The 12931-nt window shown below is 48.5% G+C and carries 13 protein-coding genes; 8 read left to right on the top strand and 5 right to left on the bottom strand.

All coding sequences use genetic code 11. The annotated features are described in order from the left end of the window. The first annotated feature begins 49 nt into the window (after nt 1-49). Nucleotides 50-1300: a DNA-directed RNA polymerase subunit alpha C-terminal domain-containing protein gene (locus tag ELAC_RS04985; RefSeq protein WP_098038169.1), complete on the top strand. Its 1251-nt coding sequence runs from the start codon at nt 50-52 to the stop codon at nt 1298-1300. Here ELAC_RS04985 and queC read toward each other — a convergent pair. Both queC and ELAC_RS04975 read right to left on the bottom strand, forming a co-directional pair. After that, nucleotides 1275-1937, bottom strand: a complete 663-nt coding sequence (gene queC / locus ELAC_RS04980; RefSeq protein WP_098038168.1) for a 7-cyano-7-deazaguanine synthase QueC — start codon at nt 1935-1937, stop codon at nt 1275-1277. The genes ELAC_RS04985 and queC overlap by 26 nt on opposite strands. A gap of 4 nt (nt 1938-1941) precedes the next feature. Then, entirely contained in the window at nt 1942-2604 is a 663-nt protein-coding gene (locus tag ELAC_RS04975; RefSeq protein ID WP_098038167.1) for a radical SAM protein, read from the bottom strand. Between the two features lie 254 nt (nt 2605-2858). Here ELAC_RS04975 and ELAC_RS04970 point away from each other — a divergent pair, with 254 nt between their 5' ends. The 3 genes from ELAC_RS04970 to ELAC_RS04955 all read left to right on the top strand — a co-directional run bounded on the left by ELAC_RS04970 (nt 2859) and on the right by ELAC_RS04955 (nt 6273). Continuing rightward, entirely contained in the window at nt 2859-3854 is a 996-nt protein-coding gene (locus tag ELAC_RS04970) for a malate dehydrogenase (protein ID WP_098038166.1), read from the top strand. Between the two features lie 25 nt (nt 3855-3879). Continuing rightward, nucleotides 3880-5088, top strand: a complete 1209-nt coding sequence (locus ELAC_RS04965) for a citrate (Si)-synthase (protein ID WP_098038165.1) — start codon at nt 3880-3882, stop codon at nt 5086-5088. Between the two features lie 360 nt (nt 5089-5448). Further along, nucleotides 5449-6273: a hypothetical protein gene (locus ELAC_RS04955; protein ID WP_098038163.1), complete on the top strand. Its 825-nt coding sequence runs from the start codon at nt 5449-5451 to the stop codon at nt 6271-6273. A 38-nt stretch (nt 6274-6311) separates the two neighbouring features. Here the strand turns inward: ELAC_RS04955 and ELAC_RS04950 are convergent, their stop codons facing one another. Next, nucleotides 6312-7304, bottom strand: a complete 993-nt coding sequence (locus tag ELAC_RS04950) for an NAD(P)/FAD-dependent oxidoreductase (RefSeq protein ID WP_098038162.1) — start codon at nt 7302-7304, stop codon at nt 6312-6314. Between the two features lie 147 nt (nt 7305-7451). On the opposite strand from ELAC_RS04950, the gene ELAC_RS04945 reads away from it, so the two are divergent. The 4 genes from ELAC_RS04945 (at nt 7452) to rlmN (ending at nt 11398) form a co-directional block, all read left to right on the top strand. Beyond that, on the top strand, nt 7452-7964 hold the full coding sequence (locus tag ELAC_RS04945) for a hypothetical protein (RefSeq protein WP_143406444.1): 513 nt from the start codon (nt 7452-7454) through the stop codon (nt 7962-7964). 13 nt (nt 7965-7977) lie between these two features. Then, nucleotides 7978-8748: an MBL fold metallo-hydrolase gene (locus tag ELAC_RS04940; RefSeq protein WP_239414371.1), complete on the top strand. Its 771-nt coding sequence runs from the start codon at nt 7978-7980 to the stop codon at nt 8746-8748. 158 nt (nt 8749-8906) lie between these two features. After that, the gene (gene hflX, locus ELAC_RS04935; RefSeq protein ID WP_098038160.1) at nt 8907-10229 is read left to right on the top strand and encodes a GTPase HflX; all 1323 of its coding nucleotides are present in this window, start codon (nt 8907-8909) and stop codon (nt 10227-10229) included. Nucleotides 10230-10297: 68 nt separating this feature from the next. Beyond that, nucleotides 10298-11398, top strand: coding sequence for a dual-specificity RNA methyltransferase RlmN (gene rlmN, locus ELAC_RS04930; protein WP_098038159.1), 1101 nt, complete (start codon nt 10298-10300; stop codon nt 11396-11398). Nucleotides 11399-11471: 73 nt separating this feature from the next. Here the strand turns inward: rlmN and ELAC_RS04925 are convergent, their stop codons facing one another. Then, entirely contained in the window at nt 11472-11852 is a 381-nt protein-coding gene (locus ELAC_RS04925) for a hypothetical protein (RefSeq protein WP_098038158.1), read from the bottom strand. A 299-nt stretch (nt 11853-12151) separates the two neighbouring features. Next, nucleotides 12152-12871: a class I SAM-dependent methyltransferase gene (locus ELAC_RS04920; RefSeq protein WP_098038157.1), complete on the bottom strand. Its 720-nt coding sequence runs from the start codon at nt 12869-12871 to the stop codon at nt 12152-12154. Nucleotides 12872-12931 lie beyond the last annotated feature (60 nt).

The raw sequence follows: 12931 nt of genomic DNA, 5'->3' as shown, positions 1-12931 counted from the left end.
TAGGGGAGTATAGCGAGTAGAACTCTTTGCAACCCATCTTAAGTAACGTATGGCTCTTTTAAAAAGCTTGAAAAAGCAAATAGGTCAGTTCGTTCAATCCGAAGAAGTGGAACCTCTCGATCCCGCCACGCTGCAAATCTACCCTCAAATGGAGGCGGAGAGAAGTTTTTCTGCCGAAAACGTAAAACGAGAACGAAAAGAGCCACAGTCTTTCGAAGTTCCTGTGACCAACGCCTATAGTCATGGCCTCGAAGAGATCTATCAACTCGAACAAGTCGACGTTAAATCCATCCGAAAAATGTCCTCTTGCCAACCCGTTTACCAAGAGAGTATTCCGGAGAATCCGACAAGGATGCTTAGAGTCTCACAAGAGATGGATTTCGGTTTTTTGCCCGAAGGCAGACGATCAATCGATTCTTTTGTTCTTGATGAGCCCGTGATGGTGCTGGGCCTTAGCCAACATGTTGAAACTCTTTTCTCCAAGATGAATATCGTGATGCTGCGCGATCTGATGAACTTGGACAGCAACACGCTCGTGCACATCAAAGGCATGGGACAGGGGCATATCGAAGAGGTAAAAGATAAGCTTAAGAAATATATCGACGGACGCCCTCTTTTCGGCTGCTGCATGATCGATTACGAATCCTGGGTCAAATCGCTGATTCCGTCCGCGCAACGAAAGCGGGCCTATATTCTCTTAGAGCAGTTCGATCTCTCCAATCTTATTTCGCTTTCTCCTCCGGAGAGTGTGGAGATACGCCGTCTTTCCCTAGAGCAGAGGGAAGATTGGATTGCCGAGGCTAAAGAGTTATTCAACACCTATGACAGACGGCGGTTCTTGGAGGGGAGGTTCTCTGAGGTCATCGAAGTTTTCTTAAAACCCTGGATGGTGAAGCGCTTTGGATTTTCAACCAGACTGGACCTTCTGGAGAGGCTTGAGCGTTTATCGGTAAAAAAGGGTGTCTTTCACAAAGCACACGCCTTCTTTTCTGACGTATTCTATACGGGACAATCGCCGCTTGAGAAGCTGATGGGGAAAAAAGAGGGAGATCTTTTCTTTGCCCACGACGCGGGATTCGAGGATTTTCAATTCGTCATGGAGGCTATAAATCCCTATTTTTATAAAAAGGGTGTCTGCTATCCGGTTGCGCAGCTTATAGACTATGTGGAAAAAGAACTCTCCAAAAACTGGAAAGGGTTTCAGACAGGCTTTGTCAAAAGAGTCATCTTCTCCTGTGACGCCTTTACTTTCTCTCAAACTCCCGAGTCAGGTCTTATCGTTTACCGAAAACCGCACTGAAGGCCTCTTCCCTAAGGCAGCAGGCATCACATGCAAGGCAGGGCTCACCCTTCCCGTTTGGGCTGTAGCAGCTGATTGAGAGCTCTATAGGAGCCTTAAGCTGAGCTCCCAGCTCCACGATCTCTCTTTTATCTAAGTCTGCAAGAGGTGTTACGATTATCGGGGGGTGGCTTTCGGTTGAAACCTTGGTTGCTTTGCTGATCAGATGCTGAAACGCTTCGACAAATTCCGGCCGGCAGTCGGGATAGCCGTTTCTGTCTTGTTTGTTACAGCCAAAATAGATCTCTTGAGCGCCTTCAGATTCGGCCAGGCTGAGGGCATGTGCGAGGAAAACGGTATTGCGGGCGGGTACATAGGTGCTTGGAATACCGCCAGTTGAAATTTCCTCTTGGGTTCTTCCCTTGGGAATCTCTCCATCGCCTACAAGCGATGAAGCTGTAAAGAGGTTGTCGGGAAAACGGATGATTTTGTGGCGGATGCCATAGTGCCTGGCGATCCTCTCAGCATGGGTAAGCTCGATTTGATGCTTCTGTCCATAAGAAAACGAGAGGGCAATCACCTCGCGTTGCTTTTGAAGGGCATATGCCAAGGAGACGCAGCTGTCTAAGCCGCCGCTTAAAAGCACGATTGCACGCATCTTGCTAGACTCCCTTTCTTTCGGCACCGAAGATAACTTTATGCATTTGCAGGTTTAGCCTGGCTTTCAGTTTGTCTTTAACCATCCACCATGTCAACTCCTCTGGCGAGAGCACTCCCCACACGGGAGAGAAAAGTACCGGCTCCCTTCGCAGGAAGAGTCCCCATTTTTCGGAGATCGCGCAGGCAAAGTCGTAATCGGCCCTGTCTTTGATCACGAATTTCACCTCGTCTTCTTCTTTGAGAATCCGCAGGTTTTCGTAGAGGTTCTTACTCTCCATGCCGCTTCCGGGGCATTTGATATCTAAGATGATCTTAACACTTTTTGGAACAGCATCGATGGGAAGGGATCCTGAAGTTTCCAAGCTGACGACATAACCCTTTTGCGAGAGCAGTTCCATCAGCGGGATGGCTTCCTTCTGAAGAAGCGGCTCGCCCCCGGTAACGCACACCCAGCGAAGACCAAGAGAATCTACCGTGGCAAGAATGTTTTCGATGGTGCTGGGCTCTCCTCGACCGAAAGAATAGGTGGTGTCGCACCAGGTGCAACGTAAGTTGCAGCTGGCAAGTCGGATAAAAGTTGAGGTCAATCCGGAGAAACTGGTCTCTCCTTGGACACTGGGGAATATTTCGATCAGGCGGATCGTTTGTTTTAAGACGTCATTCATAGCTTTTAAAAAATATTTTTTTTGCCTCTGATTATAAATGCGTTATCAATTAAATGAAACTTTTTATTTGGATAGGCTTTTCGGTTGGGAGAGGCTCTACCGCTAAACTTTAGCGCTGTGTCTCATAAGAGACTGTCATTTAGCTTGTGACATAAAATCGGAAAAAAGCGATAAAAAATCTTTGATAGCGAATGCTCTTCACATCTTTGAAGAACACTCCGTCGTTTTAAACTTTTACACCTGGGGGCTACCTGATGAAACCTGTGATGAATGTTGTGTTGACCGGAGGCGCCGGACAGATCGCCTACAGTGCCGTATTCAGGATAGCGGCGGGTGAAATGCTGGGTAAAGACCAACCGATCAATATCAGGCTGCTGGATATCGAAGACAAAAAGCAGGAAGCTGCGGGTGTCAAGATGGAGTTGGACGATTGCGCTTTCCCTCTTCTGAAAGAAGTAAGCATTCACTCCGACCCGATGAAAGCTTTCGAGGGAGTTGATTTGGCTCTTCTGATCGGCGCCAAGCCGCGCGGCCCAGGAATGGAAAGGAGCGCCCTTCTCGCAGAAAACGGAAAAATCTTTGTGGAGCAAGGCCGGGCTCTCAATCAAGTTGCTCATAAGAATGTGAAGGTGATCGTTGTCGGCAACCCCTGCAACACCAATGCATTGATTGCCATGAGGGAGGCTACACAATTAAATCCCCGCAATTTTTTCGCCATGACCAGACTGGATCAAAACCGCGCAGCTTACCAGATGGCAGCAAAGGCCGGAGTTTCCATTACCGATATCTCAAAGATGATCGTCTGGGGCAACCACTCCTCGACGCAGGTGCCTGATTACTATAACGCCAAAGTGAAGGGCAAACCGGCCGTCGATGTGATAGGGGACGAGGCGTGGTTTGGTTCGACTTTCATCCCCACTGTACAAGCCAGGGGAGCGGAGGTTATCAAGGTTCGGGGTAAATCATCGGCAGCCTCGGCGGCAAACGCGCTTATCGACTCGGTACGTTCATTTATGGTGGAGTCGGATGAGTGGTTTTCACTCGGGGTCTTAAGCGATGGAAACCCCTACGGCGTTGCTGAAGGATTGATATACTCTTTCCCATGCATTTCAAGAGGCAACGGGGAGGTGTCCGTTGTTAACACCGCAAAATTGAACGATGACTTACGAACCAGGATCAAAGCATCCGAAGAGGAGCTTATCCAGGAGAGAGAAATGGCCATGGGAAAATTGGCTGCAGGCAAAAGATAACTTAGGATCGAATCGGGAGATCACAATGGCGAACGAAAAAGATGAAGTATTATTTTCCATCACAAAAGAGCAGCTGGAAACTGGCTTAAGGGGATACCCTGTCGGATACTGCACATCATCTTCGGTAGATCCGATGAAGGGGCTGTTTTATGTCGGCAAGCCTGTGTCTGAGATGACGGAGTGGCAGCCGGAGCGTGTGATGTTTTTACTTCTCTTCGGTTTTGACGGATCTCCCAAGGAAATTGAGGAGTTTTCCAAAGAGATCAAAGAGCGCTCAAAACTTTCAAATGAGCTTAAGGAAGCAATATGGAAGCTTCCCAGGAAAGCGCACCCGATGCGCCTTTTCTCGATCGCGCTTCTTCTTTTAGGAACTTTTGAAGGAACTTCCGACTGGAGGGAAGATTGCCTCAACGTTGTCGCAAAAGTACCTCTTTTGGCAGCCGAAATCATTCATCACCACGCGGGGTGGGGGCCTGTTAAGCCCGTAGACCCAAAATTGGGTTACATGCAGAACTTTACACAGATGCTTTCAGTTCCCGGCGCCAACTATGAAAATTTGGCAGAGGCGTTCCGTCTGTTTAATATCTTGCACTACGACCATGGTGGGGGCAACCTGTCAACCTTCATCGGAAAGGCGGTGTCGTCGTCTCTCGAAGATATGTATGGATCGCTTGCCGCGGCAATGTGCGCTCTTGCCGGACCGAGGCATGGCCGGGCTAACCAGGATTGCCTGGAGTTTGTGCAGCAGGCTCTTGAAGTGCTCGGCGAGGGGGCGGATGAAGCCCAGGTGGAGCAGTACATTCGCAACAGGCTCGACAAAAATGAACTCATTTTTGGATTTGGACACGCAGTCTTAAGGGTAGAGGATCCAAGGGCGCAGGTCTTCTATCAGCTGGCCGAGCGTAAATATGGTAAAAATCCGCTTGTGAAGATCGCGACGATGATCCGCAAGTGCGGTAAAAAAGTGCTTTCCGAAAACCCCAAAATCTCCGATCCAAACCCCAACGTGGATGCTATATCGGGAGTGGTATTATCCGCGGCCGGATTCCCCTATCCTCATTATTTTACGCTTCTTTTTGGCACATCCCGTGCAGTGGGTATCGCACGCCAAATTGTGCACGACAGGGTTGAGGCTCGAGATGGCAAGGGAACCCCGATCGTACGGCCGAAATACCTCTATAAGGCGCCAACTCCCCAGGTTTTTGGGTTCAGGGAGATGAATCTTTCCAAGTGAAGGATGGCGGAGCGTTTGACTTCAAGAGTTTGTAGGAGTAAAGTAGTGGATAAAGCTCATTTTGCCTGAAGCGGAATGAGCATCGGCTACGAAGGGCCAGCGGCTACCCCCGCCGATTTATATCGGATGAATTCAAAACCTGGATTTTCCGGCAAAGAGAGACTTTCGGTTTGAACGATCGTAAACGACCTGATGCGGGTGTTTAAGATCGTTCAATCTTGGAGAGCTTTCACAAAGCCAAAAATCAACTTTTGAGACACTTTCGGAACACATCGAAGTGAAGTCAAAATTTGGGATTTTTAGCGAGAAACCCTCGGCCAAAATCCCCAATTTTGAATTCTTTTCGCTATAGGATGAATTATGACAGCAGAAGATCTCAGTTTCATATTTAACCGCGCTTTTTACGGATCCTTTTCGCTAAAAAAGATGCTGTTTGTCTTTTGGGTGCTGGCGCTTTGCGGTGTCCTGGTCGTGTTTTTTAGAGGACTGGCCGTGAACGTAGGGGGATGGCTGCTTTTGAGCCTGACATTTCTCCCCATGTTCCTCACAGGCGGCGTTTTACTCTCATTGGGGGTAATGCTGATCCGTATCTACCACGATGAGGTGAAGGGCAAAGAGGTAAAATATCGGAAAATATTTTCTAAATCCTGGGAAGTCATATTAGGGGCATCCTACTTCACGATCCCTATCATTTTGCTTTATCTGGTGATGTGGATGGTGCTCGGAATTTTCGTCATGCTGACGCAAATTCCAATCATCGGAGCTATTTTTTCCTCCATCCTCTCATTCGGCCCTTTCCTTTTGAATTTCGCGTCGCTCCTGCTTTGCGTCGGCATGCTGGCATTTCTCTTTTTTGTCTCACCTGCAATCGCTCTTAAGGGGTTAAACGGTCTTCAACTTTCCCAGTGGTTGAATAAGCGTTTTAAAAACGACCCTTTTGCCAACCTCGTCGCGATCATCGTTGGTGTCTTGCCAGTCGCTTTTGTATCGATTCTCCTGGTGCTTGCAGCTTATCTTTCAGGGTCCATGACCGACCTAGGCTTTGATAGCACGCTCTATACAATGACCCGATGGTTCTTTATGATGATTCCGTTCGTGTTTGTCCTCTCGCCTGCGATCATCTTTTTCTTCAATTTTGCCGCAGAGTCTCATGTGTTGATGAAGCGCGCATTCTCACCTAAATAGCTTCTGAAGCCGCGGAATGCGCGGCTCATTTTCCCTGCCTATAAAGAATCGATCTCCCCGGCGAGGCGCTTGCCAAGAAATGCGTGATAGAGAAGCCCTTTTGAGCCAAGCCCGGAAAAGACCCAGGTGTTTTTCTCAAGGCGATGGACATAGGGCATATGAGAGGCTGTGGTGAGCCTCACATGCGACCTAATTGCCAGAGGTTCTTGCTCGGCAAGAGACGGTATCATGGCTTTCAGTTTTGGATAGATCTTCTCCTTGGCGACTTCAAGATCGGCGGCAGGATCTGCATTTCCCCTTTCGAATGTCGCACCTACAAAGAGCCGTTTCTGATCCCTGAGCATCACAGCATAGAGGTCGCCGTTGATCGCATACTTAAACGGCAAAACACCATTCGGTAGCGCAAATTCAAAGCCTTGGCCTTTCAGAAAGCGAAACGGGATATCAAATCCGTGGGTTAGCTCGCAAGTTTTGTAGCCGCAAGCGATCACAGCCGCATCAAAGGAGTGTAGATCCTCTTTGTCGCTGATGCTTTTGTCGACAAATGATACTCTTTTTGCCTTAAGCCCTAGCTTCAACGCCTCAAGGTAAAGCTGTGGGTCAATCGCCAGGGCCTTTTCCACGAAGAGCCCGGGAAGGGGAGATAAGAGGGGGAAGTGTTGGCGGCACTCTTCCTTTTCAAACCAGCGGAGGTGAGAGTGTGTTAATGCCGAGTTTTTGTAATCCAACTCCTGCTCTTTCGTCATAGCAAGCCTAAGCATTCCGCGGTGCAAGACGAAATCTTGGCTTTGGTACTTTTTAGCCTCTTCAAACAAGTTGAGGGCTGCTTGAAAGGCCTCTTCGCCCCATTTGGCCAGATTGCCCCGTTTGCCGCTGAAGGGGTGGACGAGGCCGGCAGCAGTCGATGATGCTCCCCCTGGGAAAGAGTGGGGATCAAATACGGTGATCTGATGGTGTTTTGTCGCATGGAAGGCAAGGTGCCAAGCCACGGATAAACCGGCGAACCCTGCACCGGCGATTGCGATTTTCATGTCCTTCCAACCAATCAATTCTCTAAAAACTAAAAAGATTATAGTGTATATACAGAGCGATTTCAAATCCCTGGAGAAACAGTATATATGGACTTAAGGCAGAACGCACCTCTAAAAAGTGAAGTCCGAGGATTGATTATTTTGCTCATGCTCTCATTTTTGACCGCAGTGGGAATAGCCCTGTTTCTGATCATGACTTTTGGGCCCACAGGAAGCTATGTCGGAAAGAATACGGTTCTTTCGCCAGAGGCCTTGGAAAGTTTGAATTTTAGGGACTCACGCATTGAGACTCCCTTCAAATATGTTTTCGACAGGATCGAATACACCTTCCACCAAGAGGGGAGAGCAAAGTCTGCCGTAAAAATAATTGGGATGGATGAGTACGAGTCGTTCTATCTTTTGACAAGTTCCGATGAGAGTGTCGATGACAAGAGGGTTGACAGCGCTCTTTTTGATGAGATCACAGCGTCGATCGCGATTTACGTCAGGCAAGAAAAGGAGATAAAAGGGGAGCCTTCGGCCCGGTTGCTGCAAAAGATTGAAGTAGGAAAGGATGGCAGCACCTATCGTGTGGAGTTAATCGGAAGCGCAGAAAATCCGTGGGCCTACTTTTTCCATGAGGGCATTTCCGGTAAAATCCGTTCCTTGTTCATACCTTAAGATGGGGCAAAAAATGCATGGGCGTTTTCTCTTTCTTGGAACCGGCGGCTCTATGGGAGTGCCCGTTGTGGGCTGCTCTTGCCCGGTTTGTTTATCGGAGAGTGTGAAAAACAAGCGCCTCCGCTCGTCGGGTCTTTTGGAGGTTGACGACAAGAGGCTGCTTATTGATTGCGGGCCTGATTTTCGCCAGCAGGCGCTATCCCATCGGATCCATCAGATTGATGGCTGCTTGATTACTCACTTGCATCACGACCACACCGCCAGCATCGACGAGCTGCGCTGTTACACAATGAAAGAGAAGCATCCCCTGCCATGCGTTCTCTCTAAAGAGACAGCCGATGACTTGAAAAGGCGCTTTGATTATATCTTCCGTGGCGATGAGGCGCGGCTTGTCTCGAAAGTTCAGCTGCAGGAGCTCGAGGAAGAGAGGGGAAGCCTCTCGCTCCGGGGGGTGCCTCTCTCTTATATGACGTTCGAGCAGGCAGGTGTCAAAGTCACAGGATTTCGCATGGGACATTTCGCTTATCTTTCCGATATCAAAACCTATCCTGAGACAATATTCGAGGATCTCGCGGGGGTGAGAGTGTTGGTTTTAAGCGCGCTGCGCCTGACGCCATCTCCTCTGCACTTCAGTGTTGATGAAGCGGTTGATTTCGCAAGAAAGGCCGGTGCAAAAGAGACCTATCTGACGCATATTTCCCACGATCTCGATCACGAGAAAACAAACGCCTACCTGCCGCAAGATATCCGCATGGCCTATGACGGTCTTTTAATCAATTTTTGAGATACTTTGGGTATACCTTAAAAGGTTGCCCTCAAACACAAATCATACGATTTCAATTCTAGTACAAGCTCTAAGAGCTTGTCCTTTCAAGTTGTTTCGGCATTAAAAATGGTGATCTGGTAAGATCTGTTCGCACTTAATTAAATGGGATCAGGCTCATGGCTCTTGAGAATATCTATGAAAAAAACGAGTTGTCGACGACAGGAGTTATTTTAGTTTCGTCTTATTTCGAGCATTGGGAGAAAGACTCCTGTCTTGAGCATTTGAATGAATTGAAACTTCTTTGCGATACGCTCGGTCTGAAGACGCTAGACCGGATGGCGTGCCACACCCGTAAAGTCAGCGCATCTCTATTTATCAGCACTGGGAAGCTCGAAGAGCTGAAGGAAAAGATCCAGGCCACCGGCGCCGACCTCGTGGTCTTCGACGACGAAATCTCTCCCGCGCAGCAGAGAAACCTGGAAAAAGAGCTTAAAGTTCATGTGATCGACCGGACGGAAGTGATCATCGGTGTCTTTGCCGAAAGAGCGGAGACAAAAGAAGCGAGGTTGCAAGTTGAGCTCGCTGAGGTGAAATACCAAGCGCCCAGGCTTAAAAGGCTTTGGACTCACCTCTCGCGGCAGGCAGGGACGGCCGGCGGGGGTGCCGGTGGCGGCGCCGGAGGGGGCGGCTATCTCAAAGGCGAGGGTGAAAAGCAGATCGAGATCGACCGCCGTATCATCAAAAGGCGCATAGACCGACTTGAAAAAGAGATCGAAGAGGTCAGGGGGCAGCGGCAAGTACAGAGGCAAATGAGAGAGAAGGGGGGGATTCCTGTCTTCGCTATCGTCGGCTACACCAATGCGGGCAAGTCGACCTTGATGAATGCCTTGACAGACGCTAATGTCTTTGTTGAGGACAAGCTCTTTGCCACTTTGGACACCAAAACCCGCAAATTTGTTTTAGACAACAACCAGGAGCTTCTCTTGGTAGACACGGTAGGGTTCATCCGCAAGCTTCCTCACCAGCTTGTTGCAGCATTCAAGAGTACTCTTGAAGAGGCTGTCAAGGCAGATATTTTGATTCATCTGGTCGATTCCAGTCATCCGAACGCCATAGAACAGGCCAAGACCACGATGCAGGTACTGGAAGAGCTGGGAGCGAAGGACAAGCCTGTGATCACAGTCCTTAATAAAATTGACAAGCTGGAGGGGGATGCGGAGATCTCCAGGCTCCGTCTTCTCTATCCCAAAACAGTGAGAATCTCAGCCCTGCAGCGCGTGGGATTTGAAGAACTTAAAGAGGCTATCCAGCGGGAAATTGAAGCTCTACGGAAGGTAGTTCAGTTCAAGATTCCCCAGAGCGAGTATCAGATCGTCAGTGAAATCATGCGACTTGGCCGGGTTATCCATCAGGATTATGAGGAGAATGATGTCTTGATCAAGGCGGAGGTTCCCCTATTCCTGGCGGAAAAATTTCGTGTCTATGCGCAGGTAAATTAAAAACTTTGATTTCAAAGCAAAGAATTGATAAAATAACCCATCAATTAAACTAATTTACCCCTTTGATTATGCAAACGAAACTCTCAGCCCTGGATTTATCAAGTGAGGAATGGAATGCCTGGCTCATGGAGAGGGGCCATCCGCGTTTTGCCGCAGCGCAAATTATGCGATGGATCTTCTGCAAAGGCGTTGTCAATCCCTCCGATTTTACTAATCTCTCCTTAAAACTGAGGGATGAGCTCGCCGCCTCTTTCTCCTTTGAGTTGCCTCTGGTTGATTCTGTCTTGAATTCATCAGACGCAAGTCAAAAGGTTCTCCTGAAAACGTGCGATGGACAGCTCTTTGAAATGGTGATCATGCCGGCAGATGGCCGTGTAACCCTCTGTATCAGTTCGCAAGTGGGATGCAAGATGGGCTGCGGTTTTTGCCAGACGGGAAAAATGGGGTTCAAACGCAATTTGACGAGCGGTGAAATCCTTTCCCAGCTTATTTTGGCCAATCGCTTTTTAAACGAAGCGGGCAGGCCGAACGTCAGTAACGTAGTTTTTATGGGCATGGGAGAGCCTCTTGATAACTATGAGGCGGTTGTTAAGGCGTGTCAGATAATGATCCACAAGGATTTTTTTGCACTGTCCAAGCATCGAGTGACAGTATCCACCTCCGGGCTTGTGCCGGAAATCCGTCGCTTAGGAGTTGATCTGCCGGTACGCTTGGCAATTTCTTTGCACTCGCCGGATGATGTTAAACGCTCCACGCTGATGCCCATCAACCGCCGATATCCTCTGGATGAGCTGAAAAAAGCGCTTCTGGAATACCCGGCTCCCGATCGTTACGGCATCACGTTTGAGTATATCATGATCGATTCTCTGAATGATTCGATCGAAGATGCCAAAAAGCTGGTCCGTTTTGTGCATGGACTGAAGGTCAAGGTCAACCTTATTCCTATGAATCCCTTCCCGGGAAGCCCCTATAAGGCATCCTCGAAAGAGAATATCCGCGCCTTCCAGCTCTATTTAAGCGACAGGTCGATTCCCGCTCCTGTGCGTTATAGTAGAGGTCCTGACGTCAGCGCAGCCTGTGGGCAGCTCGCTGCAAAACGAAAGGACGAGCTGGAGATGGACCCGAGGGTCCTGCATAGGCAAAGACGTGCCCTAAAAGTCATTCAATAAAGAATTGTCTTAAAGATTCGGTAAGATAGAGGGACAGGAGTTTGAACTACCCCTGTCCTCGCAGAATTAGCGTTTAGTTGGAATAGGTTTTCTTCGGGTGGTCTGCCGAATTGGGGACTTTTGTGTTGGTCGCGTCTTGCAGCTTATCTTTGATTTCGTTTTTGTGCCCGTTCACGCCCTCTTTTGTTTTGCTCATGTCCTGAGCTTTCGCATCTTCGTCTGAAGGCTCGATGACATCGACATCGACTTCTTCTTCAATTACTTCTTCTGGTACAGGAGCTGTATCATCTTCGGCAAGCTCATCGCTGTCTAGCAGGTCGCTAATATTTTTTTCTTCTTTAGCTGGCGCTTCACCATTTTTTTTGGGCTCCTCTTTTTTATGCTCTTTATTGCAGCCTGTGAAGCAAAAGGCGGCCAGGCAGAGTGCTGAAAGGGTGGATACTAACTTTTTCATTTTTTACTCCTGAACTTTTCACTTTGTAACACTGAATTTGGTCGAGGGGGTAAACCTTCCGCCACCAAAATAGTTCGCTGCCCCCTAAGTATAGGGGACTCTGTTTAGCTAGAGTGCAACATCCTTTAAATGGCAGTTAATGTCAAGCCGGTCGTGGTGAGGTTGAAAGCAGAACCTCACGGCTTTTTACCTTTGAGATGTGGCGGCAGGCCCCCTGTTGCCGTGAGTGCATAACCATGTGAAGGGTAGTGGTTTACACTCACGCAAGAGTGGGTCGCCATTTTAGCCGCGGAGAGTCTTTACTGCCTTACGTGGATGACTCTTAAAGGCGTAATATTGAACCACACTGTATCTGATTCGACTTGCTTCTCTTTCAAGAAGGAGTTCTTTGTTTTGAGGATTTTTCGTAGATGCGTGTAGTTATCCGGTTTGATCTTGCGGCAAAGCGTGTAGTAGCAAAGGCGTAACTCTGGTAGGGCAAGGTATTCGTAATAGGTAAACAGCCCCTCTTTTTCGAGCAGTTCGTTTTCGAGCTTACTGTAGAAGGCAACAACCTGTTCCGGTGGGAACATGGTCAGGGGCAATCCCGAGATGACCTGGTCATATTTTTTGGGGGGATGAAAATCTTCAATGAGCAACTCATGAAGAGTTACCTGGCTGCTCTTTCCTGAGCTGTCGATGATAGCTCTCAGTTTGGGTATCAAATCGGGGACGCACTCGATCACATCGAGGTGATCGCCTGGGTTAAGCTCATGAATAAGCAGCTTTGTGACAACGCCTGTGCCAGCGCCGATTTCCAGCAGGCGTCTGTTGGCTTTTATTTCGCGGCGCATTCTTCTGGCAATAGCTTTTCCAAGAAAGGGTGAACTGGGAGTCAAAGCTCCGATTACTCTGGGCTTATCGATGAATTGGTGAAAAAATGTGCTCAACTCCTGGAGGGGTTTGACGACAATGTTTTCGAATTTACACTGGAAATTTTCAGCGGTTTTTTTTGGTTTGGAATCTTTGGTTTGGTTCATTGTATCCTCTTGTATTAGAGATTAATTATTAAAGGAAGTTGCCTCGGTGCCGAACCGGAT

Origin of the sequence: Estrella lausannensis (assembly GCF_900000175.1) — a bacterium.
Classification (GTDB): domain Bacteria; phylum Chlamydiota; class Chlamydiia; order Chlamydiales; family Criblamydiaceae; genus Estrella; species Estrella lausannensis.
This window is presented reverse-complemented; position numbering and strand designations above follow the sequence as displayed.

Coding starts and splice junctions, on each gene's coding strand:
- ELAC_RS04970 (WP_098038166.1), top strand. CDS start 2,859: ATGAAACCTGTGATGAATGTTGTGTTGACCGGAGGCGCCGGACAGATC.
- ELAC_RS04985 (WP_098038169.1), top strand. CDS start 50: ATGGCTCTTTTAAAAAGCTTGAAAAAGCAAATAGGTCAGTTCGTTCAA.
- hflX (WP_098038160.1), top strand. CDS start 8,907: ATGGCTCTTGAGAATATCTATGAAAAAAACGAGTTGTCGACGACAGGA.
- ELAC_RS04975 (WP_098038167.1), bottom strand. CDS start 2,604: ATGAATGACGTCTTAAAACAAACGATCCGCCTGATCGAAATATTCCCC.
- rlmN (WP_098038159.1), top strand. CDS start 10,298: ATGCAAACGAAACTCTCAGCCCTGGATTTATCAAGTGAGGAATGGAAT.
- queC (WP_098038168.1), bottom strand. CDS start 1,937: ATGCGTGCAATCGTGCTTTTAAGCGGCGGCTTAGACAGCTGCGTCTCC.
- ELAC_RS04920 (WP_098038157.1), bottom strand. CDS start 12,871: ATGAACCAAACCAAAGATTCCAAACCAAAAAAAACCGCTGAAAATTTC.
- ELAC_RS04950 (WP_098038162.1), bottom strand. CDS start 7,304: ATGAAAATCGCAATCGCCGGTGCAGGGTTCGCCGGTTTATCCGTGGCT.
- ELAC_RS04925 (WP_098038158.1), bottom strand. CDS start 11,852: ATGAAAAAGTTAGTATCCACCCTTTCAGCACTCTGCCTGGCCGCCTTT.
- ELAC_RS04965 (WP_098038165.1), top strand. CDS start 3,880: ATGGCGAACGAAAAAGATGAAGTATTATTTTCCATCACAAAAGAGCAG.
- ELAC_RS04945 (WP_143406444.1), top strand. CDS start 7,452: ATGCTCTCATTTTTGACCGCAGTGGGAATAGCCCTGTTTCTGATCATG.
- ELAC_RS04940 (WP_239414371.1), top strand. CDS start 7,978: ATGCATGGGCGTTTTCTCTTTCTTGGAACCGGCGGCTCTATGGGAGTG.
- ELAC_RS04955 (WP_098038163.1), top strand. CDS start 5,449: ATGACAGCAGAAGATCTCAGTTTCATATTTAACCGCGCTTTTTACGGA.